The organism is Taklimakanibacter deserti (genome assembly GCA_003574785.1).
The window spans coordinates 349778-369648 of sequence record QORU01000005.1 but is presented as its reverse complement, the minus strand read 5'-3'; the positions used below and the strand labels follow the sequence as shown (position 1 = coordinate 369648).

The 19871-nt window shown below is 64.4% G+C and carries 19 protein-coding genes; 11 read left to right on the top strand and 8 right to left on the bottom strand.

Annotated elements, in window-relative coordinates:
* Positions 1–49 precede the first annotated feature (49 nt).
* Both DS839_RS12790 and DS839_RS12785 read right to left on the bottom strand, forming a co-directional pair.
* Positions 50–1573, bottom strand: a complete 1524-nt coding sequence (locus tag DS839_RS12790; RefSeq protein ID WP_438816514.1) for an ammonium transporter — start codon at positions 1571–1573, stop codon at positions 50–52.
* Positions 1574–1620: 47 nt separating this feature from the next.
* A complete protein-coding gene (locus DS839_RS12785; protein ID WP_119270711.1) occupies positions 1621–1959 on the bottom strand; it encodes a P-II family nitrogen regulator in 339 nt (112 codons plus the stop codon).
* Between the two features lie 217 nt (positions 1960–2176).
* On the opposite strand from DS839_RS12785, the gene DS839_RS12780 reads away from it, so the two are divergent.
* The gene (locus tag DS839_RS12780) at positions 2177–3415 is read left to right on the top strand and encodes an FAD-dependent monooxygenase (RefSeq protein WP_438816519.1); all 1239 of its coding nucleotides are present in this window, start codon (positions 2177–2179) and stop codon (positions 3413–3415) included.
* 88 nt (positions 3416–3503) lie between these two features.
* Here DS839_RS12780 and DS839_RS12775 read toward each other — a convergent pair whose 3' ends face one another.
* Entirely contained in the window at positions 3504–5183 is a 1680-nt protein-coding gene (locus DS839_RS12775; RefSeq protein ID WP_119270709.1) for a formate--tetrahydrofolate ligase, read from the bottom strand.
* A gap of 306 nt (positions 5184–5489) precedes the next feature.
* Here DS839_RS12775 and DS839_RS12770 point away from each other — a divergent pair, with 306 nt between their 5' ends.
* On the top strand, positions 5490–7076 hold the full coding sequence (locus tag DS839_RS12770) for a gamma-glutamyltransferase family protein (RefSeq protein WP_119270708.1): 1587 nt from the start codon (positions 5490–5492) through the stop codon (positions 7074–7076).
* Between the two features lie 263 nt (positions 7077–7339).
* Positions 7340–9322, top strand: coding sequence for a putative bifunctional diguanylate cyclase/phosphodiesterase (locus tag DS839_RS12765; protein ID WP_162918484.1), 1983 nt, complete (start codon positions 7340–7342; stop codon positions 9320–9322).
* Between the two features lie 30 nt (positions 9323–9352).
* Here the strand turns inward: DS839_RS12765 and phaR are convergent, their stop codons facing one another.
* Positions 9353–9976 (bottom strand): polyhydroxyalkanoate synthesis repressor PhaR, encoded by a 624-nt coding sequence (gene phaR, locus DS839_RS12760; protein WP_119270706.1) that lies wholly within the window; start codon positions 9974–9976, stop codon positions 9353–9355.
* 294 nt (positions 9977–10270) lie between these two features.
* On the opposite strand from phaR, the gene DS839_RS12755 reads away from it, so the two are divergent.
* From DS839_RS12755 to yddG, 3 genes are all read left to right on the top strand, one after another.
* Positions 10271–11458, top strand: a complete 1188-nt coding sequence (locus DS839_RS12755; RefSeq protein WP_119270705.1) for an acetyl-CoA C-acetyltransferase — start codon at positions 10271–10273, stop codon at positions 11456–11458.
* A 57-nt stretch (positions 11459–11515) separates the two neighbouring features.
* Positions 11516–12241 carry an acetoacetyl-CoA reductase gene (phbB, locus tag DS839_RS12750; RefSeq protein ID WP_119270704.1) on the top strand — a complete coding sequence of 242 codons (726 nt, stop codon included), beginning with the start codon at positions 11516–11518 and terminating at the stop codon, positions 12239–12241.
* A gap of 179 nt (positions 12242–12420) precedes the next feature.
* Positions 12421–13251: an aromatic amino acid exporter YddG gene (yddG, locus tag DS839_RS12745; RefSeq protein WP_438816518.1), complete on the top strand. Its 831-nt coding sequence runs from the start codon at positions 12421–12423 to the stop codon at positions 13249–13251.
* A gap of 6 nt (positions 13252–13257) precedes the next feature.
* On the opposite strand, the gene DS839_RS12740 is transcribed toward yddG, so the two are convergent.
* A complete protein-coding gene (locus DS839_RS12740) occupies positions 13258–13689 on the bottom strand; it encodes a cupin domain-containing protein (RefSeq protein ID WP_119270702.1) in 432 nt (143 codons plus the stop codon).
* Positions 13686–14459, bottom strand: a complete 774-nt coding sequence (gene gloB, locus DS839_RS12735) for a hydroxyacylglutathione hydrolase (protein WP_162918483.1) — start codon at positions 14457–14459, stop codon at positions 13686–13688. Before gloB ends, DS839_RS12740 begins: the two co-directional genes overlap by 4 nt.
* Positions 14460–14490: 31 nt before the next feature.
* On the opposite strand from gloB, the gene DS839_RS12730 reads away from it, so the two are divergent.
* A complete protein-coding gene (locus tag DS839_RS12730; protein ID WP_368911569.1) occupies positions 14491–15264 on the top strand; it encodes a class I SAM-dependent methyltransferase in 774 nt (257 codons plus the stop codon).
* A 4-nt stretch (positions 15265–15268) separates the two neighbouring features.
* The gene (locus DS839_RS12725; protein WP_119270699.1) at positions 15269–16036 is read left to right on the top strand and encodes an SDR family oxidoreductase; all 768 of its coding nucleotides are present in this window, start codon (positions 15269–15271) and stop codon (positions 16034–16036) included.
* Positions 16037–16175: 139 nt separating this feature from the next.
* On the opposite strand, the gene hpt is transcribed toward DS839_RS12725, so the two are convergent.
* Together hpt and DS839_RS12715 are read right to left on the bottom strand one after the other, a co-directional pair.
* On the bottom strand, positions 16176–16727 hold the full coding sequence (hpt, locus tag DS839_RS12720) for a hypoxanthine phosphoribosyltransferase (protein ID WP_119270698.1): 552 nt from the start codon (positions 16725–16727) through the stop codon (positions 16176–16178).
* The gene (locus tag DS839_RS12715) at positions 16714–17454 is read right to left on the bottom strand and encodes a zinc-ribbon domain-containing protein (RefSeq protein WP_119270697.1); all 741 of its coding nucleotides are present in this window, start codon (positions 17452–17454) and stop codon (positions 16714–16716) included. The genes hpt and DS839_RS12715 overlap by 14 nt, the downstream gene beginning before the upstream one ends.
* A 127-nt stretch (positions 17455–17581) precedes the next feature.
* On the opposite strand from DS839_RS12715, the gene ftsE reads away from it, so the two are divergent.
* From ftsE to DS839_RS12700, 3 genes are read left to right on the top strand one after another with little or no spacing between them, the layout of a single operon-like run.
* Positions 17582–18241 (top strand): cell division ATP-binding protein FtsE, encoded by a 660-nt coding sequence (gene ftsE, locus DS839_RS12710; RefSeq protein WP_119270696.1) that lies wholly within the window; start codon positions 17582–17584, stop codon positions 18239–18241.
* Between the two features lie 2 nt (positions 18242–18243).
* On the top strand, positions 18244–19149 hold the full coding sequence (locus tag DS839_RS36915) for a cell division protein FtsX (protein WP_368911568.1): 906 nt from the start codon (positions 18244–18246) through the stop codon (positions 19147–19149).
* Positions 19146–19871, top strand: coding sequence for a lysophospholipid acyltransferase family protein (locus DS839_RS12700; protein WP_119270694.1), 726 nt, complete (start codon positions 19146–19148; stop codon positions 19869–19871). The genes DS839_RS36915 and DS839_RS12700 overlap by 4 nt, the downstream gene beginning before the upstream one ends.

The following is a 19871-nucleotide window of genomic DNA, read 5'->3' as shown; positions in this document are numbered from 1 at the left end:
CGGAGCCTTGCGGCTCCGCCTCTTGCCTGCGAACGGCTCGAAAGAGGGGTCAGTTATAGGCCCGCTCGCCATGGGAGGCGATATCGAGGCCCTCGCGCTCTTCGGCTTCCGAGACCCTGAGGCCCGTCACCGCCTTGCAGATCATCAGCGCCACATAACTCACCACCCCCGAGACCACGAGGGCGGTGAGGACGGCGACGATCTGCGCCGTCATCTGGCCCGAGAAGGAGTAATCGAGGACCTTGGTCGAGGTGTCGGTGGCGGTATAGTCGGTGACGCCGACACCGCCCAGCGCCGGATTGACGAAGATGCCGGTGAGGAGGGCGCCGACGATGCCGCCCACGCCATGGACGCCGAAGACGTCGAGCGAGTCGTCATAGCCGAAGCGCGCCTTCATCCACACCACCGCCCACAGGCAGACGAAGCCGGCGATGAGGCCGATGATGATGGCGGCCCCCGGCCCGACCCAGCCGCAGGCGGGCGTGATGGCGACGAGGCCCGCCACCGCGCCGGAGGCCGCACCCAAGAGGCTCGGATGGCCGCGTGTCACCCATTCGCCGAAGGTCCAGGCGAGCGCCGCGGCACCGGTGGCGATGGTCGTGTTGAGGACGACAAGGGCGGTGAGGCCATTGGATTCGAGGTTGGAGCCGGCATTGAAGCCATACCAGCCGACCCAGAGCAGCGAGGCGCCGACCAGAGTGAGCGGCAGGCTGTGCGGCGCCATGGCGTCCTTGCCATAACCGACCCGTTTGCCGAGGACCAAGGCGCAGACGAGACCGGCAATGCCGGCATTGATATGGACGACGGTGCCGCCGGCGAAATCGATGGCCCCCCAGTTGAACAGCCAGCCATTCGAGGCGTTGACCGCCGTCGAATAATCGGCAAGCACCGTGGCCTTAGCCGCATCGTCGGTCGCCGCGGCGAGCTTGGCGAGGAAGTCCGTCGCCGCCTGTTCGCCGACCGCCGCCTTCACTGCCTCGATATTGTCAGGGCTCAGCGTATAGGCGTCGGGTCCGGCCCACCACCACACCATATGCGCCATCGGCAGATAGGCGAAGGTGAACCACAGGACGAGGAACAGCAGCACGGCCGAGAACTTCATGCGCTCGGCGAAGGCGCCGACGATGAGCGCCGGCGTGATCGCGGCGAAAGTGAGCTGGAACATCACGTAAGTGAGTTCCGGCACATAGACCTCCTTGGAGAAGGTCGCCGCCAAGGTGTTGATGTCGACACCGGCGAGAAAGAATTTCGACAGTCCGCCGAAGAAGGCGGTGCCGTTGGTGAAGGCGATCGAATAGCCGTAGATCACCCAGAGGATGCCGATGAGCGAGAAGCAGATGAAGACCTGGGTCAGGACCGAGAGCACGTTCTTCGAGCGCACCAGGCCGCCATAGAAGAGGGCGAGGCCCGGTATCGTCATCAGGATGACGAGGATGGTGGCGATCAGCATCCAGGTCGTGTCGCCCTTGTTGACCGATGCCGCGGCTTCAGCCGTGCCGGCCGGCAGCATGGCCGCCAGCAGCAATCCGAGGCCCGGCAGAACCGCCCGGCGCCCACATTCGCGAAATGTCATTGCACTGTCCCTCATTGAAATCCCTGTCATTGGTTTTTGCTCATGCTCTAAAGCGCGTCCGCGCCGGTCTCGCCGGTCCTGATGCGCACGGCCTGCTCGAGCGGGAGCACGAAGATCTTGCCGTCGCCGATCTGCCCGGTTTCGCCGGATTTGCGGATGGTCTCGAGGACACGGGGGGCGAGGGCCGAATCGACGGCGATCTCGATCTTGACCTTGGGCACGAAGCTCACGGCATATTCCGCGCCGCGGTAGAATTCGGTATGGCCGCCCTGGCGGCCATGGCCCTTCACCTCGGTAACGGTGACCCCTTGGATGCCGATCGCGGCCAAGGCCTCGCGGACCTCGTCCAGCTTGTGCGGTTTGACGATGGCAATGATGTATTTCATACGCGCCCATCTCCCTGATGTTGCAGCGCAGCAGCTAAACAAGATTTGTGCCAGACTCGGCGGCGGTTCTATCTATTTGAAAGGAATATGATTTTGTTGAAAGCGGGCCGGTCGCCCATTCACGATGTGCCTAAGATTCATGCAAATCGGCATCTGTGATTAGTTTTTGGGCAGGACTAGCGGGCTTGACGATCCCGTCTGAAACTGGCCTTTCACAATCATGGACAAAGCGGACATCCTGATCGCCGGCGCCGCCCTCAATGGGCTGGCGGCCGCCGTGGCGCTGGCCGGTCCCCGCGCCTTGCGCCCGCTCGATATCCTCATCCTCGACCAGGCGGATCCCGCCAAATTCGCCCGCGACAGTTTCGACGGCCGCGCCTCGGCCATCACCGCCTCCTCGCGCCGCATGCTCGAAGCGCTCGGCATTTGGGACGCGATCGCGCCCGAGGCAGAGCCCATGCGCGACATCATCGTTACCGACGCCAAGCCAGTCGCCGATGCCCGCCCGGCGCTCCTGCATTTCGGCGAAGAGGATCATGCGGGCGAGGCCTCGGCCTATATGGTGGAGAACCGCCATCTCTATGCGGCTCTCCTCGATGCGGCGCTCGCCTCGCCGAGCATCAGGCTCCAAGGCAACACGCGCATCGGCGCCTACACCTTCGGTCCTGGTCTTGCGCGGGTCACGACGGCCGATGGCAAAGAGGCCAAGGCCTCGCTTCTCATCGCCGCCGACGGGCGCGCATCGCCGGCGCGCAAGGCGGCGGGCATCGATACTTACGGCTGGTCCTATGACCAGTCGGGCATCGTCACCACCGTCGCGCATGAGCACCCGCATCATGGCCGCGCCGAGGAGCATTTCCTGCCCTCGGGGCCCTTCGCCATCCTGCCCCTCACCCAGAACCGCAGCTCGCTGGTGTGGACCGAGCGCAGCCAGGACGCCAAACGAATCATGGCGCTCGACGATGCGAGCTTCCTTTCCGAACTGTCGCGCCGTTTCGGCGGCCATCTGGGCGAGCTCATCCTCGCCGGCCCGCGCAATGCCTATCCACTGTCGATGCAGATCGCCCGGTCCTTCATTGGCGAGAGGCTCGCCCTCATCGGCGATGCGGCGCATGTCATCCACCCGATCGCCGGCCTCGGCTTCAATCTGGGCCTGCGCGATGTGGCGGCACTCGCCGAAAGCATCTCGGAAGCGGTGAAGCTCGGCCTCGATCCGGGCTCGGCGAGCGTGCTCGAGACCTATGCCCGCTGGCGGCGCTTCGACACGGTGATGACGGCGGTCGCGACCGACGGGCTGACGCGGCTCTTCTCCAACGATAATCCGGGCCTCAGGGCGATCCGCGGCCTGGGCCTCAGGGCGGCGGGCGGCCTCGGGGCGCTCAAGGGCTTCTTCATGCGCGAAGCGGCGGGCGAGACCGGACGTCTGCCGAGGTTGCTGCAGGGCGAAGCGGTGTAGCTCGCCCTTCCCGTCATCCCGGCGAAAGCCGGGATCCATTGCATAAGTGCAACATCGGCAACGCTGGGGTGACGGTTCTTGGCTTGCCTCAGAACAATCCCGCGATCTGGCCCTTGGCGTCGAGGCCGATGGTCTCGGCCGAGGGCACCTTGGGCAGGCCCGGCATGGTCATGATGTCACCGCAGATGACGACGATGAATTCCGCCCCCGCCGACAGTCTCACCTCGCGGATCGGCACCACGTGGTTGGACGGCGCGCCTTTGAGATTGGGATCGGTCGAGAAGGAATACTGCGTCTTGGCCATGCAGATCGGGAACTTGCCGTAGCCTTGCGCCTCATAGGTCTTGAACTGGTCGCGCACCGACTTGTCGGCGACGATGTCGTCGGCGCGATAGATCTCGCGCGCGATGGTCTTGACCTTGTCCCACAGCGGCATGGCGTCGTCATAGATCGGATGGAACTGGCTCGAGCCCTTGTCGGCCAACGCCGCCACATGTTTGGCGAGCGCCTCGGTACCCTTGCCGCCGTCCGCCCAGTGGGTGCATTTGAAGCCTTCGACGCCATGGTCATGGCAGAAGTCGGTGATCGCCTTGACCTCGGCATCGGTGTCGGTGATGAAGTGGTTGACCGCGACCGCGATCGGCACGCCGAACTTCTTCACATTCTCGATATGGCGGCCGAGATTGGCGAGACCCTTCTTCACCGCCTCGACATTCTCCTTCTTGAGATCGTCCTTGCCGACGCCGCCATGCATCTTGAGCGCGCGCACCGTCGCGACGATGACCGTCACGTCGGGATGGAGCCCGGCCTTGCGGCATTTGATGTCGAAGAATTTTTCGGCGCCGAGATCGGCGCCGAAGCCCGCTTCGGTGACGACATAGTCGGAAAGCTTGAGCGCCGCCCTTGTCGCCATGGCCGAATTGCAGCCATGGGCGATATTGGCGAAGGGCCCGCCATGCACGAAGGCCGGGTTGTTCTCGAGCGTCTGCACCAGGTTGGGTAAGAGCGCGTCCCTGAGCAGCACCGTCATGGCGCCCGCCGCCTTGATATCCTTGGCCAGCACCTGGCCCTTGTCGCGCTTCTGGCCGATGACGATCTGGCCGATGCGGCGCTCGAGATCCTCGATCGAGGTCGAGAGGCAGAGGATGGCCATGATCTCGGAGGCGACGGTGATGTCGAAACCAGCCTCGCGAGGGAAGCCGTTGGCGACGCCGCCCAGCGAGCAGACGATGTCGCGCAGTGCCCGGTCGTTCATGTCCATCACGCGACGCCAGGCGATGCGGCGCGTGTCGAGGCCGAGCTCATTGCCCCAATAGATGTGGTTGTCGATCATCGCCGAGAGCAGATTGTGCGCCGAGGTGATGGCGTGGAAATCGCCGGTGAAATGCAGGTTGATGTCTTCCATCGGCACGATCTGGGCATAGCCGCCGCCGGCCGCACCGCCCTTCATGCCGAAGCAGGGGCCGAGCGAAGGCTCGCGCAGGCAGATCATCGCCTTCTTGCCGATGCGATTGAGGCCGTCGCCCAGGCCCACGGTGGTGGTCGTCTTGCCTTCGCCCGCGGGTGTCGGGTTGATGGCGGTGACGAGGATGAGCTTGCCGTCCTTCTTCTTGGCGAGCCCCGAAATGAAATCCAAGGAAAGCTTCGCCTTGGTGTGACCATAGGGAATCAGATCTTCCGCCGGGATGCCGAGTTTCTTGCCGATCTCGAGGATCGGTTTCATCTTCGCTTCACGGGCGATCTCGATGTCGCTCTTGACGGTAGCCATATCGCGAATTCCTCCCACTCTCTAGTGTCCCGAATCCGAAGTTCGCCCTCACCTCGCAGCGCCTTTCGAGCGAACTTCGGATTCGAAAGGACACTAGAAATTTAAGACCCCTGCTGTGGTTTTTGGTTCGGAAATTCCCTCGCGTGTCCGCAGCGAAATAAAGGGAATTTCCGAACCACCACAGCAGTGCGACGAGCAGCGAACAATAGACAGGCCGTTTTTGCAAGGCGATAGCGAAACGGCATCCTTCGGCGGATTGCGACACTCTGGCCTAGATGAATATTGAAAGCCGGGCTAAAGAAAAGCATGCGCAATTTCCAGCTTCCCGGCCGCTCCGTGGCCTACGGCATCAACGGCATGGCTGCCGCCTCATCGCCGCTCGCCACGCTCGCCGCCCTCGATGTCCTGAAAAACAACGGCAATGCCGTCGATGCGGCCGTTACCGCCTCTGCCGTCTTGTGCATCACCGAGCCGCATATGACCGGCATCGGCGGCGACTGCTTCGCCTTGATCGGAAAACGTGATGGCACGATCGAAGGCATCAATGGCTCGGGCCGCGCGGCACGGAAGGCCGATGCCACCTGGCTCGCCTGGGCCAAGCTTTCGGCGATCGAGCCCAGGAGCGTGCATGCCGTAACGGTGCCCGGCGCCATCGATGCCTGGGCGGCCTTGCTCGAACGCCATGGCACGATGGATCTCAAGGAGGCGCTGAAGCCTGCGATCCGCCTCGCCGAGGACGGCGTGCCGACGACACCGCGCGTCGCCTTCGACTGGGCGGAAGATGTCAAGGACATCGCTCATGACGAGGGCATGAAACTGCATTATCTCATCCATGGCCGCGCGCCCGAGGCGGGCGAGGTCATGCGCTATCCGGCATTGGCGCGCACCCTGCGCCGCATCGGCGAGAAAGGCCGCGACGGCTTCTATGCGGGCGAGGTCGCCGACGAGATCGTCACGCATCTCGCCCAGCGCGGCAGCCTTCTCACATTGGAGGACTTCGCCGCGACGAAATCGAGCTGGGTCGAGCCGATCGCGACCCCATTCGCCGGCGTCGAGATCCTGGAAATCCCGCCCAACGGCTCGGGCCTCACCGCCCTCATCGCGCTCAACATCCTCGAAGAGCTCGGCCTGACCAGGTATGACGAAGGCAGTCCTGAGCGCTACCATCTCCAGATCGAGGCGCTCAAGCTCGCCTGGGTGCTGCGCAACCGGCACATCGCCGATGCCGCGGCGATGACGGTGGAGCCCCAGGCGCTGCTGAGCCGGAAGGTCGCGCAACAGCTCGCCGCCCTGATCGACATGAAGAAGGCGCTCTCAGCACCGGAGAACATGGTGCCGATGCCGGGCTCGGACACCGTCTATCTGACCGTCGCCGACAAGGAAGGTATGGCCGTCTCCTTCATCAACTCGATCTATTGGAGCTTCGGCTCCGGCATCGTGACGCCCAAGAGCGGGATCACGTTGCAGAATCGCGGCGCCAATTTCGTGACCGAGCCCGGCCATCCCAACTGCATCGGCCCGGGCAAGCGCCCGCTTCACACGATCATCCCGGCCATGGTGCGCGCCAAGGGCAAGGTTGACCTGTCCTTCGGCGTGATGGGCGGCTCCTACCAGCCGATGGGCCACATGGCGGTGATGCTCAACCGCTACGTCTATGGCCAGGACGTGCAGGCAGCGCTCGATTTCCCGCGTCTCTTCCCGCAGGAGGGCCGCGTCGATGTCGAGGCGGGCATTGGTGCAACAGTGCGTCGCGACCTCACCGAGCGGGGCCATGTCCTCGCCGATCTCATAGAGCCCCTGGGCGGCGGGCAGGCCATACTGTTCGACCGCAAACACGGCGTCCTTGCCGGCGGGTCCGACTTCCGCAAGGATGGCCTGGCCTTGGGTTATTAGGACGTTTACCAATTGCCCGGTAGTGTGCCGAACGCGAAGTTCCTGCGATCCGAGCCGTAGGGGTTACAGGAACTTCGCGTTCAAAGGCACACTACAATTCTTAAAGTTGCCAGTGTCCTTTCGAATCCGAAGTTCGCTCGGAAGGTGCGGCGCGACGGGGCGAACTTCGGATTCGGGACACTGGCTGTGCGCCGGGCCATATCGATTTGCATTCGGCTCGCCGGTTAGTATTGTTGCATCAGACGGAACGCTCCGGAGGCCGCTTGAGCGAAAAACCATCCAAGTCCTCAGCCCAGGAGTCGGCGCGACCCGACGATGCTCAATTTGTGCAGACGCCGGTCGAATCACTGCAGCGCGTCATCAGCGCCGAAGAGCTCGAGCGGGTGCGCAAGGCGGTGGTGGCGGTGGGCGAAGCCGCCTATCACTGGGTGATCGAATCGGATGAGATCTTCTGGAGCGCCAACGCGCCCGAGGTCCTGCATTGTCCGGCATCCCGCCTCGTCACCGGGCGGGCTTACGCCGATCTCCTCGATGCCGACAATTTCACCACCCGCTACGACGCGGTGATGCGCACCGTCTACAAGGACGAAGGCGAAGGCATTCCCTACCAGATCGAATATCTGTTCCGCCCCGACGGCAAGAACGGCAGGACCGCCTATTGGCTCGAAGACACCGGCCGCTGGTATGCCGGCGCCGACGGCAGGCCGGCGGAAGCCTTCGGCATCGTCAGGCGGGTCGATGACCGTCACTCGCGCGACCAGCAGCTCAACTTCCTCGGCAATTGCGATCCCTTGACCGGCATGATGAACCGCGGCCGCATGGCGGAAGCGCTGGAAGAGGCGATCGTGGCGGCGGACAGGGAGGGCGTGTCCCGCGCCTTCGTCATCGCCGGCATCAACAACCTGGCGGTGGTCAACGACGCCTATGGCTTCGAGGTGGCGGACGAGGTCATCATCGCGGTGGGCCGCAGGCTCAAGAACGTGGTGCGCGCCGGCGATCCGATCGCGCGCTATTCCGGCAGCAAGTTCGCCGTCATCATCAACAATTGCAGCGAGGAGGATCTGCAGCACGCGGCCGAGCGCTTCCTCGAAGTGGCGCGCGAGAGCGTCATCGACACCGAGCATGGGCCGGTATGGGCCATGCTGTCGATCGGCGCCATCATCCTGCCCGGCCACGCGGCCGACGCCAACACGGCGATGGCGCGCACCGAAGAGGCCCTGACCGAGGCCAAGCGCCTGCCGTCAGACGGCTTCGTCATCTACAAGCCCTCGCAGAAGCTCATTTCCGAGCGCAGCATCAATGCGCGTGCCGCGCATGAGATCGTCGCCTGCCTCAAGGAGGACCGCTTCAAGCTCGCCTTCCAGCCGATCGTCGATGCGGCTTCGCGCGAGGTGGTGATGCATGAAGCGTTGCTGCGCATGGCGGACGAGCGCGGCGACATGATCGCCGCGGCGCATCTGATCCCGATCGCCGAGAAGCTCGGCCTGGTGCGGCTCATCGACCGCACCGTGGCGCAGCTCACCGTGTCGACGCTGCTCGCCTATCCGGAAGCGCATCTCAGCTTCAACGTCTCCGGCGTCACCGCGACCGATCCGCGCTGGTTCGGGCAGTTGACCGAGATCCTGAAGGAGCATAGCGAGGTGACGCCGCGGCTCACCGTCGAGATCACCGAGACGGTGGCCTTGAGCGAGCTCGACGAGACGGTGCGCTTCACCCGCACCTTGCGCGACCTCGGCTGCCGCGTCGCGATCGACGATTTCGGCGCCGGCTACACGTCGTTCCGCAATCTCAAGGCGCTCAATGTCGACATCCTCAAGCTCGACGGGTCGTTCTGCGCCAATCTCAAGGAAAACCAGGAGAACCAGTATTTCGTCCGCTCGCTGATCGACATGGCGCGCAAATTCGAGCTCAAGACCATCGCCGAATGGGTCGAGACGCCGGAGGACGCCGAGTTCCTGCGCACATGGGGAGCGGACTATCTGCAGGGCAATCTGTTCGGCAAGGCCTCGCTCGATGTCCCGTGGACGACGGATGACGCCGTGGCATCGGAACAACCGACGCGCCAGGACGAGGCCGATGTCGAGACGGCGGAAGAAAGCGCGGTCTTGAAGGGGCCGGCCGATTACCCGACGCCTGAAATAGCGCTCGCCCGGCAAAGACCGGAGGCCAACGAGGAGCCCGACATGTCGCGGCTCAGAATGGCGATCGACGCGCTCAATGCGCAGTTCCGCCGCAAGCGGGGCTAGCGCCTCCTCTTCGAGCGCGAGATTAAAAAGTCATTTCCCGCCGGCGATGGCGTCGATCTTGCGCTGCATGGCGGAAAGCTGGTCCTTGAGCGCCTGGAGATCGTCCTTACCGGCCGGCGCCGGGGGCTGGTCCTTGGGCCCGGCCTGGCCTTGCGGCCTCTGCTGCGGCTGCTGGTTGGCCATGGCCGCGGCGAAGGGGTTGAACATGCGCACGGCGTCATGGAACATCGCCATGTTGCGCTCGGTCTGCTCCTGCATCGCCTTGAAGGGGTCGGCGCCCCAGATCTCGGCCAGTTGCTGGCGCAGCTTGTCCTGCTCCTTGGTGAGCGATTCGAGCGACATTTCGAGATAACCCGGCACGAAGGCCTGCATGCTGTCGCCGTAGAAGTGAATGAGCTGGCGCAGGAATTTGATGGGCAGGAGGTTCTGACCCTTGCTCTCTTCCTCGAAGATGATCTGGGTCAGGACCGAGCGGGTGATGTCTTCGCCCGACTTGGCGTCATAGACGACGAAATCGGTGCCCTTCTTGACCATGTCGGAGAGGTCGTCGAGGGTGACATAGGTGCTGGTCGCGGTGTTATAGAGACGCCGGTTCGCGTATTTTTTGATGACGACCGCATTCGCGGTGGCTGCTTGTTCGCCGCTCAAACTCAAGGTCTCCCTTACTTCCTCCGTGCTGCCTGACGGCAATCTCTCTCTATCCGAAGAAAGGTGCGCCGTGCGGTGCACAATTGCAAGTGCAAAAAGACGCACTACCTAGAGCGCTTTCCGCCAAAGTTGCTCGACTTTGGCGATAAGAAAGCGCTCAAACCGTATATTTGCCGAGCCTTTTTATCCCGATCGGATGCGAAGCATCCGACCGGGAAAGGCTCGGGTGTCGAACCGCATTGCAACACCTGGAATAGTGGGGCTTAATGGCTGCCACTTACGTCATTGGAGGCCCATTTCATGGCTAATTCTGAGAATTCCGTCGTCATCGTCTCGGCTGCCCGGACCCCGGTCGGGTCGTTCAACGGGGCGCTCTCGAGCGTTCCCGCCCATACGCTGGGCGCTACCGCCCTCAAGGCCGCCATGGCGCGCGCCAAGGTCGAGGCGAAGGAAGTCGACGAAGTGATCCTGGGCCAGATCCTGACGGCTGGGCAGGGCCAGAACCCGGCCCGCCAGGCCGCCATTGCCGCCGGTATCCCGGTCGAAAGCCCGGCCTGGGGTGTCAACCAGCTCTGTGGCTCGGGCCTCAGGGCCGTGGCGCTCGGCCTGCAGCAGATCGTCAATGGCGATGCCGAGATCGTGGCGGCGGGCGGCCAGGAATCCATGTCGCTCGCCCCTCACTGCCAGCATCTGCGCAACGGCGTGAAGATGGGCGACTTCCAGATGATCGACACCATGATCAAGGACGGCCTGTGGGACGCCTTCAACGGCTATCACATGGGCAACACGGCCGAAAATGTCGCGCGCCAGTGGCAGATCACCCGCGACACCCAGGACCAGTTCGCCGTCGCCTCGCAGAACAAGGCCGAGGCCGCCCAGAAGGCCGGCAGGTTTAAGGACGAGATCGCGCCCGTCACCGTCGCCTCGCGCAAGGGCGACATCGTCGTCGACCAGGACGAATATATCCGCCATGGCGCGACCCTCGATCAGGTCGCCAAGCTCAAGGCGGTGTTCCAGAAGGACGGCACGGTGACGCCGGGCAACGCCTCGGGCATCAATGACGGCGCCGCCGCGGTCATCCTGATGAGCGCCAAGGAAGCCGGTAAGCGCGGCCTCGAGCCGCTCGCCCGCATCGTCTCCTGGGCGCATGCCGGCGTCGATCCGGCGATCATGGGCTCAGGCCCGATCCCGGCGTCGCGCGCGGCTCTCAAGAAAGCGGGCTGGAAGGTCGAGGACCTCGATCTCGTCGAGGCCAACGAAGCCTTCGCCGCGCAAGCCTGCGCCGTCAACAAGGACATGGGCTGGGCGAGCGAGATCGTCAATGTGAATGGCGGCGCCATCGCGCTCGGCCATCCGATCGGCGCCTCGGGTGCCCGCGTCCTGGTGACGCTCCTGCATGAGATGGGCAAGCGCAAGGCCCGCAAGGGGCTTGCCACCTTGTGCATCGGCGGCGGCATGGGCATCGCCATGTGCGTCGAACGGCCGTGACAATCAAAAAATAGAAAAACAAAAATCATTTTTTGACGTGAAGAAGGGTGAGGAAACATGGGACGAGTGGCTGTCGTAACCGGCGGAACACGCGGCATAGGCGCCGCCATCTCCAAGGCGCTCAAGCAGGAAGGGCACAAGGTGGTGGCAAGCTATGCCGGCAATGACGAGGCGGCGCAGAAGTTCAAGGCGGAGACCGGCATCGAGGTTCGCAAATGGGATGTCGGCAATTACGAGGCCTGCGCCAGCAACCTCAAGGCCATCGAAGCGGAGTTTGGAGCGATCGACATCCTGGTGAACAATGCCGGCATCACCAAGGACGGCATGTTCCACAAGATGACGTCCGAGCAGTGGTACCAGGTGATCAACACCAATCTCAACTCGCTGTTCAACATGTGCCGGCCCTTGATCGAGGGCATGCGTGAGCGGAGTTTTGGCCGCATCATCAACATCTCCTCGATCAACGGCCAGAAGGGCCAGATGGGGCAGGTCAACTACTCGGCCTCGAAGGCCGGCGACATCGGCTTCACCAAGGCGCTCGCCCAGGAGAATGCGAAGAAGGGCATCACCGTCAATTGCGTCTGCCCGGGCTACATCGCGACCGAGATGGTGATGGCGGTGCCCAAGGAAGTGCTGGAGAAATCCGTCATCCCGCAGATCCCGGTGGGGCGCCTCGGCCAGCCCGAGGAAGTGGCGCGCTGCGTTGTCTTCCTCGCCTCGGATCACTCCGGCTTCATCACCGGTTCGGTGCTCACCGCCAATGGCGGGCAATATATGATCTGAAGAAAGGTTGCGCGCGCGCAACCTTGCGGAAATGGAAACGAGCCTTGCGCTAAGCGCGTAAGGCGCGCCCTTGACATTGCCAGGGGGCTTGCGCCATTGAGCGCCGCCTTTCCCGCCAATGTCTCGAGGCTTCCTTGTCCCGCACCACCGCGACGCTCATCGGGTTCACGGCCGTCCTCATGTGGGCGGTGCTCGCCGCCTTGACTGCGGCCTCGGGCGCCGTGCCGCCCTTCCAACTCGCCGCCATGACCTTCCTCATCGGCGGTCTCATCGGCCTCGTGACCTGGCCGTTCCGGCCCGGCATCGTCCGTGCCCTGCCCTCCGACTGGCGGGTCTGGGCGCTCGGCGTCGGCGGCCTCTTCGGCTATCACTTCGTCTATTTCACCGCCATCCGCTCGGCGCCGCCGGTCGAGGTGAGCCTCCTCGCCTATCTCTGGCCCTTGTTCCTCGTCGCCTTCTCGGCCTTTCTGCCGGGCGAGAAGCTCAAATGGAACCACATTCTGGGCGTGGTCATCGGCCTTCTGGGCGCCGTCCTCGTGATCAGCCGCGGCCAGAGCTTCTCGCTGGCCCAGGGTTTCGGCCTTGGTCATGTGCTGGGCTTTTCCTGCGCTATCATCTGGGCGTCCTATTCGGTGCTGTCGCGCCGCTTCGGAAAAGTCTCGACTGATGTGGTGGCGGGCTTCTGCCTCATCACTTCGGCGCTGGCGCTCATCTGCCATCTCCTGTTCGAGACGACGGTGTGGCCCGATGGCTGGGGCCAGTGGCTCGCGGTGCTGGGCCTTGGCCTCTTGCCGGTGGGGGCCGCCTTCTACACCTGGGATCTCGGCGTCAAGCGCGGCGACATCATGGCGCTCGGCGCTTCGTCCTATGCCTCGCCGCTTCTTTCCACGCTCGTCCTCATCATGAGCGGCTTCGCCCAATTCCACTGGTCGGTGATCGTCGCGTGCCTGCTCATCACCATCGGCGCGGTGATCGCCGCGAAGGACATGATCTTCCGGCGATTCAGATAGAAATCGCTATCCCGGCCGCCAGCCTTTCGGCGCCATCTCGAAGCCGTCGAAGGCGAAAGCCGGCGACACGGTGCAGCCGACCAGCGTCCAGGCGCCGAGCGAGCGCGCCGTCTGCCAGCAGAAGCGCGGCACGATCACTTGCGGGCGCTCGCCTTGCGCGAGATCGGGGCCGAGGCGATGCATGTCGACATGGCGGCCGTCATGCGACAGGCCGAGATCGAGCGCTGCACCCGCATGCCAGTGCCAGATCTCATCGGCATCGATGCGGTGCCAGTGGCTGATCTCGCCTTCGCCCAGGAGATAATAGATGGCGGTGCCGGCGGAGCGCTCGCCGAGCGCCCCATCCGCCCGCCAGGTCTCGCGGTAATGGCCGCCTTCGGGATGGGGCTGCAAGCCCAGCAGGCGGACGATATCCTGGGCCGAGAGCGCTTCAGTCATCTGAAACCGTCTTTGCGTTTCCGGATCTCGGCGAAGACGTCCGCCTTGCCCGCCAGCGGCATGCCGAGCACCTTGCGGACTTCCTTGCTTTCCGGGCGCAGGAAGACATTGGTGGCGAGCTCTTCGCCGATGGTGCCGGGCAAGGTCATCTCGCCCTTGGCGCGCTGCGCCTTGATCTTCTCGGCGCGCGCCACGAGCGCCTGGTTGGCGGGCTCGATGGTGAGGGCGAAGCGGGCGTTCGATTCGGTATATTCATGGCCGCAATGGAACACCGTCTCGGGCGGCAGCTTGCGCAGTTTGTCGAGCGAGGCCCACATCTCAGGCAACGTGCCTTCGATCACGCGGCCGCAGCCCAGAGCGAACAGCGTGTCGCCGGCGAAGAGCAGCTGCTCTTGCGGCATGTAGAGCACGATATGGCCCTTGGTATGGCCAGGTGTCGCGATCACCTTCACCTCGCGGCCGGCGAATTCGTAAGATTCGCCGTCGCCGACTTGCTGATCGATGCCGGGAATCTGGCTCGCTTCCGCCTTGGGCCCGATGATCTTGGCGTTCCATTTGCGCTTGAGCGCGAGATTGCCCTCGACATGGTCGACATGATGATGGGTGGTGAGGATGTGGCTGAGCTTCCAGCCCTTGGCGGCAAGCTCGCGCTCGATGGCCTGGGCCTCGGGCGCATCGATCGAGGCGGTGAGGCCTGAGTCCTTGTCATGCAGGAGGACACCGTAATTGTCCTGCCGGCAGATGAAATGGTGGATGTCGAGCTTCGGCAATGGGGTGTTTCCTTCAAGTTGAACTTCACAGGTGACCAGTGCCGTCCAAGTGCTTATCTTTCCCATAATGGATGTCGCCGATCTACGCGAATTTTATGGGAGCCGGCTGGGCCAGGCCAGCCGGCGCATCATCGCACATCGCCTGCGCGACCGCTTCGGCAATCTCGCCGGCGCCACGGTCCTCGGGCTGGGCTTCACCGTCCCCTATCTCGATTCGCCGGTCGATGGCGCCGAGCGCAGCCTTGCCTTCATGATGGCGCAACGCGGCGTCATGCATTGGCCGGAGGGCGAGCCCAATGCCGCGGCATTGGTCGAGGAATGCGAGTTGCCGCTGCTGGAGAGCATCGTCGATTTCGCCCTCGTCGTGCATGGGCTCGAGCTCACCGACCAGCCGGCCGAAATGCTGCGCGAGCTCTGGCGGGTCATGTCGCCGCAGGGGCGGCTGGTGATGGTGGTGCCGAACCGGCGCGGCCTGTGGGCGCGCTCCGATCTCACCCCCTTCGGCTATGGCCAGCCCTATTCGCGCTCGCAACTGCAGCAGATCCTGAAAGAGGCGAAATTCTCGCCCGTCGGCTGGTCGCAGGCCTTGTTCATGCCGCCCTCGGAACGCAGCCTGATGCTCAAATCGGCCGCCGCCTGGGAGCGGCTCGGACTTCGCACCTCGCCCGCTTTCTCGGGCGTCATCATCGTCGAGGCGGTGAAGCAGGTCTATGCGGTCTCGGCGCGCAAGCGCTCACGCCGCATGCTGCCGCGCCTGAGGCCGGCGCTCGCCGGGCCGAATGCGGCAAAGCGTCCAAGCAAATAATTCGATGACGCATCCCTTTGCTCTCGACGGAAGAACGGCGCTGGTCACCGGCGCGGGCCAGGGACTGGGCCTCGCGATCGCCCGGGCGCTGGCCAAGGCCGGCGCCCATGTGCTCCTCAATGGCCGCACCGCGGCGACGCTCGAAACCGAGGCCGCGGCGATCCGCAGCGACGGCGGTTCGGCGGAAGCGCTTGCTTTCGACGTCACCGAGGCCGAAGCGGTGGCGAAGGCCTTCGCGCGGATCGAAACGGGCAAAGGCCGCCTCGACATCCTCATCAACAATGTCGGCCGGCGCGACCGGCGCAGCCTGTTCGAATTCGATCTCGCGGATGTGCGCGAGCTGCTGGAGGCCGATCTCATCGCCCCCTTCGAGCTGGCGCGCCGCGCCGCGCGCCTGATGATCGCCAAGGCGCAGGGCGGGCGCATCATCAATATCACCTCGATCGCAGGGCCCATCGCCAATGACGCCGATGCCGTCTACACGACGGCCAAGGGCGGGCTCGCTGCATTGACGCGCTCGCTCGCCGCCGAGCTCGGCCGGCACGGCATCACCGTCAATGCGGTGGCGCCGGGCTTCTTCGCGACCGAGGCGAATGCCGCACTCCGCGAGGATGAGCGGATCGGGCAATGGCTCAAGCAGCGGACATCGCTCGGGCGCTGGGGCCGGCCGGACGAGGTCGCGGGCGCTGTCGTCTTCCTCGCTTCACCGGCGGCCTCCTATGTCACCGGCCACACGCTGGTGGTCGATGGCGGCTATCTCACGCACTTTTGAAGGCATCTTTGTTTAAGCATCGGCTTATCCGAAAAGCGCAAGCGTGATCAGGAAAAGTGGGTACCGGTTTTCCGTCCGATCACGCGCCAAACTGGATGGCCGCCTCGGAGGGCGGCCATGAACTTTTCGGGCCGATGCGCTATTTCGCCGTCAGCACGTGGCCGACGAAAGGCAGTTCGCGGAACTGATGCGCCATGTCCATGCCATAGCCGACGACGAATTTGTCGGGGCAGATGAAGCCCCGGTGATCGGCCTCGATATCGGCGGCGAGATGGCCCGGTTTCTCGAGCAGCACCGCGGTCGAGACACTCTTGGCGCCGCGCGCGGCGAGCAGGTCCTTGGCATAGGCGAGGGTGCGGCCCGATTCGAGGATGTCGTCGATCAGCAATATGTCGCGGTCGGTGATCGACGATTCGACGTCGCGCAGCACCTCGACCTTGCCGGACGAGCGCGTCTTGTCGCGATAGCTCGCCAGCATCATGAAATCGACCTCGGGCGAGAGGCCGGCCCGGTGCATGGCGCGGATGAGATCGGCGGCGAAGACGAAGCTTCCCTTCAGCACCGGCACCACCAGCAGGCGGTGCGGGCGCTTCGCGGCAATGGCCTTGGCGATCGCTTCGATGCGTTCGGAGATTTCAGCTTCGGAGAACAGCACCGCGATGCGGTGACCGTCTATTTCAATGTGACTCATCCCCGCCGTTTACGCCAATTTCATCGGCATGGGCAAAGCGAATCTGCACATTTTCCGCCATCGGCGGCGGCGAAGCGACGCGGGTGGTGAAGGTCGTCATCTCGCCCGGGCGCAACGGCCTTATCCCCGAATCGAGCGTCCAGGCATAGACGTCGTCTTGGGCGTTGTTCTGCAGCGTGAAGCGCAGCGAGGGCACCTTGCGGTCGCGGTCGCTGACATTGACGATCTCGCCCCTGATCGAGATGACCCGCGTGCCGTCGACGATCACATGCTGCTGCTCGATCCGGCGCACCTCGAGGCCATAGATGTTCACCTTGGTGCCGAGCCCCGCGAAGATCCCGACACTGGCGGGGAAGAAGCGCACCGTCATTTCCGGATTGAGGAGGGCCATGATGACCGGCGCCAGGACGGCGGCGGCGAAGCCCGCCCAGCCGTAAAGCTGCTTGCGCCTCTGGCGCTCGGCGGTCTCGAACTCGGCGCGCGCCATCCGGGACGCCTCGGTCAGGCGGCGCACTTCGCGGTCGGCGTCGGGCTCGGGCGGCGAGATCGGCGCCGGAACCCGCTCCGGGGCCTCAACCGGACGCGGCGAGACGTCGATGATCTCCGTGGGCCGGCTCTCGATCCAATTGTGGCCGCATTCGACGCAGCGCACCATGGTGCCGCTCGCGGTGAAGCGGGAAGACGGGAAGTCATAGCGTGTTGCGCAAGCAGGGCAGGCGACTATCATTTGATCGGGCCGTCGGAACGATTCGAGCCAGGCCGGGCAGTTCCCGCATGGCCTTGAAGATTAACGGCGAACAGGGTTAATGCGGCGTTAAGGCGAAAGAACCTGAACCGAAACAGGAGCATCCCAAGTGGTTCGTCTCGAAAATGTGGGCCTGCGCTACGGGCACGGGCCGGAAGTGCTCCGGGACATCTCTTTCGTCCTGGCGCCGGGCGAGTTCCGCTTCCTCACCGGCCCCTCGGGCGCCGGCAAGACGTCGCTCTTGCGCCTCCTGTTTCTGTCGCTCGCTCCCACCCGCGGCTTCATGAGCGTCTTCGGCCAGGACACCACCCAGATCGGCCGGAGCGACCTGCCGCTGCTGCGCCGCCGCATCGGCATCGTGTTCCAGGAGTTCCGCCTGCTCGACCATCTGACCACTTACGAGAATGTCGCTCTGCCACTGCGCGTCGCGGGGCTGGCGGAAGAAAAGTATCGAGCCGATGTCATGGAGCTCCTCAAATGGGTGGGGCTCGCCGAGCAGGCGCGGGTGATGCCGCAAGTGCTGTCGGGCGGCGAGAAGCAGCGCGCCGCGATCGCGCGCGCCGTCATCGCCAAGCCGCAGCTCCTGCTCGCCGACGAGCCGACGGGCAATGTCGATCCCGCTCTCGCCAAGCGCCTGTTGCGGCTCTTCCTCGAGCTCAACCGCCTCGGCACCACGGTGCTCATCGCCACCCATGACACGCAGCTGATCGCGCAGGCGCGGATGCCGGTGATGACACTCGAGCAGGGCGAGCTGAGGCTCGCCGCATGAGCATGAGCGAGAAAACCTCGCACCGGCCTGAGCCGATCATCCCGCCGAAAGCGGCGCCCTTGCGCACGCTCGTCATGGCCATGGCGGTGATGTGCTATCTGGCCGTCCTCGCGGCGGGCGGGCTCGTCCTCATCAACCGCTCGGTCGAAGCCTGGACCGGCGACCTCGCGCGCGAGATCACCGTGCAGGTCCGCGAGGTCGCCGGCCGCAACATGGAAGAGGATCTCGCCAAGGCGGCGGCGATCCTCAAGGCGACGCCCGGCATATTGAAGGTCACGGTGCTCGACGAGAAGGCGGCGATCGAGCTGCTCGAGCCCTGGATCGGCGGCATCGACGGGCTCGAGGACCTGCCGGTGCCGCGGCTCATCGCGGTCGAGATCGATCCCGACCATCCGCTCGATTTCGCCGCCCTCGACACCCAGTTGCGCAACGAGGTGCCGGGGGTCAGCCTCGACACGCATAAGCGCTGGCAGGCCGAGCTCACGCGCATGGCGCGCGTCTTGACGACGCTCGCTTACGCCATCCTGGTGCTCATCGGCATCTGCGCCGTCGCTATTGTGATCTTCGCGACGCGCGCCGCCCTCGAGGCCAATCGCGAGGTGGTGGAGGTCCTGCATCTCGTCGGCGCGCGCGACAGCTTCATCGCGCGCCAGGTATGGGGCAGGTTCCTCAAGACCGGGCTCACCGCCGGCATCATCGGCCTCATCCTCGGCATCCTCACCTTCTTCCTCGCCGCGGGCGCGGCGCCGGAAAGCTTTTCCGCCATCTCGCGCGAGTTCCTGTCGCTCGCCAGCGCCAAGCTCGTGCAGAACTATCTGGTGCTGCTCGCGGTGCCGTTGGTCGCGACCCTCATCTGCCTCATCACGTCCCGCGTGACGCTCATGCGCATCCTGAAGAGCCTCAGGTGATCACCTTCCGCTCGATCGTCTTCAACATCGTGTTCTACGTGAACACGGTTCTGTTCCTGGTGCTGGGCTCGCCCTTCTATCTGACGCCGCGCAAGTGGTCGATCCGGGCGCTGCAGGCCTGGGGCAAAGCCAGCCTGTGGTGGCTCGAGGTCATCTGCGGCACGCGCTATGAGGTGCGGGGTGCCGAGAACATCCCGCAAGGCGCGGTGCTCGTTGCAGCGAAGCATCAATCGGCCTGGGACACTTTCGCGATCCTCACTCTGTTCGACGATCCGGCCATGGTGCTGAAGCGCGAGCTCGTCTTCATTCCGCTCTTCGGCTGGTTCATCCCGAAATTCCGCATGATCCCGGTCGAGCGCTCTTCGGGGGCCTCGGCGCTCAAGGCCATGGTGACGCGCGCCAAGGAAGCGGTGGCGATGGGCCGCCAGATCGTGATCTTTCCGGAGGGGACCAGGCGTCCGCCCGGCGCTGAGCCCGACTACAAACCGGGAGCGGCCGCGCTCTATCTCCAGCTCGGCATCAAGTGCCTTCCCATTGCGCTCAATTCCGGCCTCTATTGGCCGAGGCGCAAGTTCCTGCGCTATCCGGGCACCATCGTGGTCGAGATCCTCCCTCTGATCGAAGCCGGCCTCCCACGGCGCGAATTTACGCAGCGACTCGAAACCGTGATCGAGACAGCGACGGCGAAGCTGGTGGAAGAAGGTTCCGAGAGTCCCGCCTGA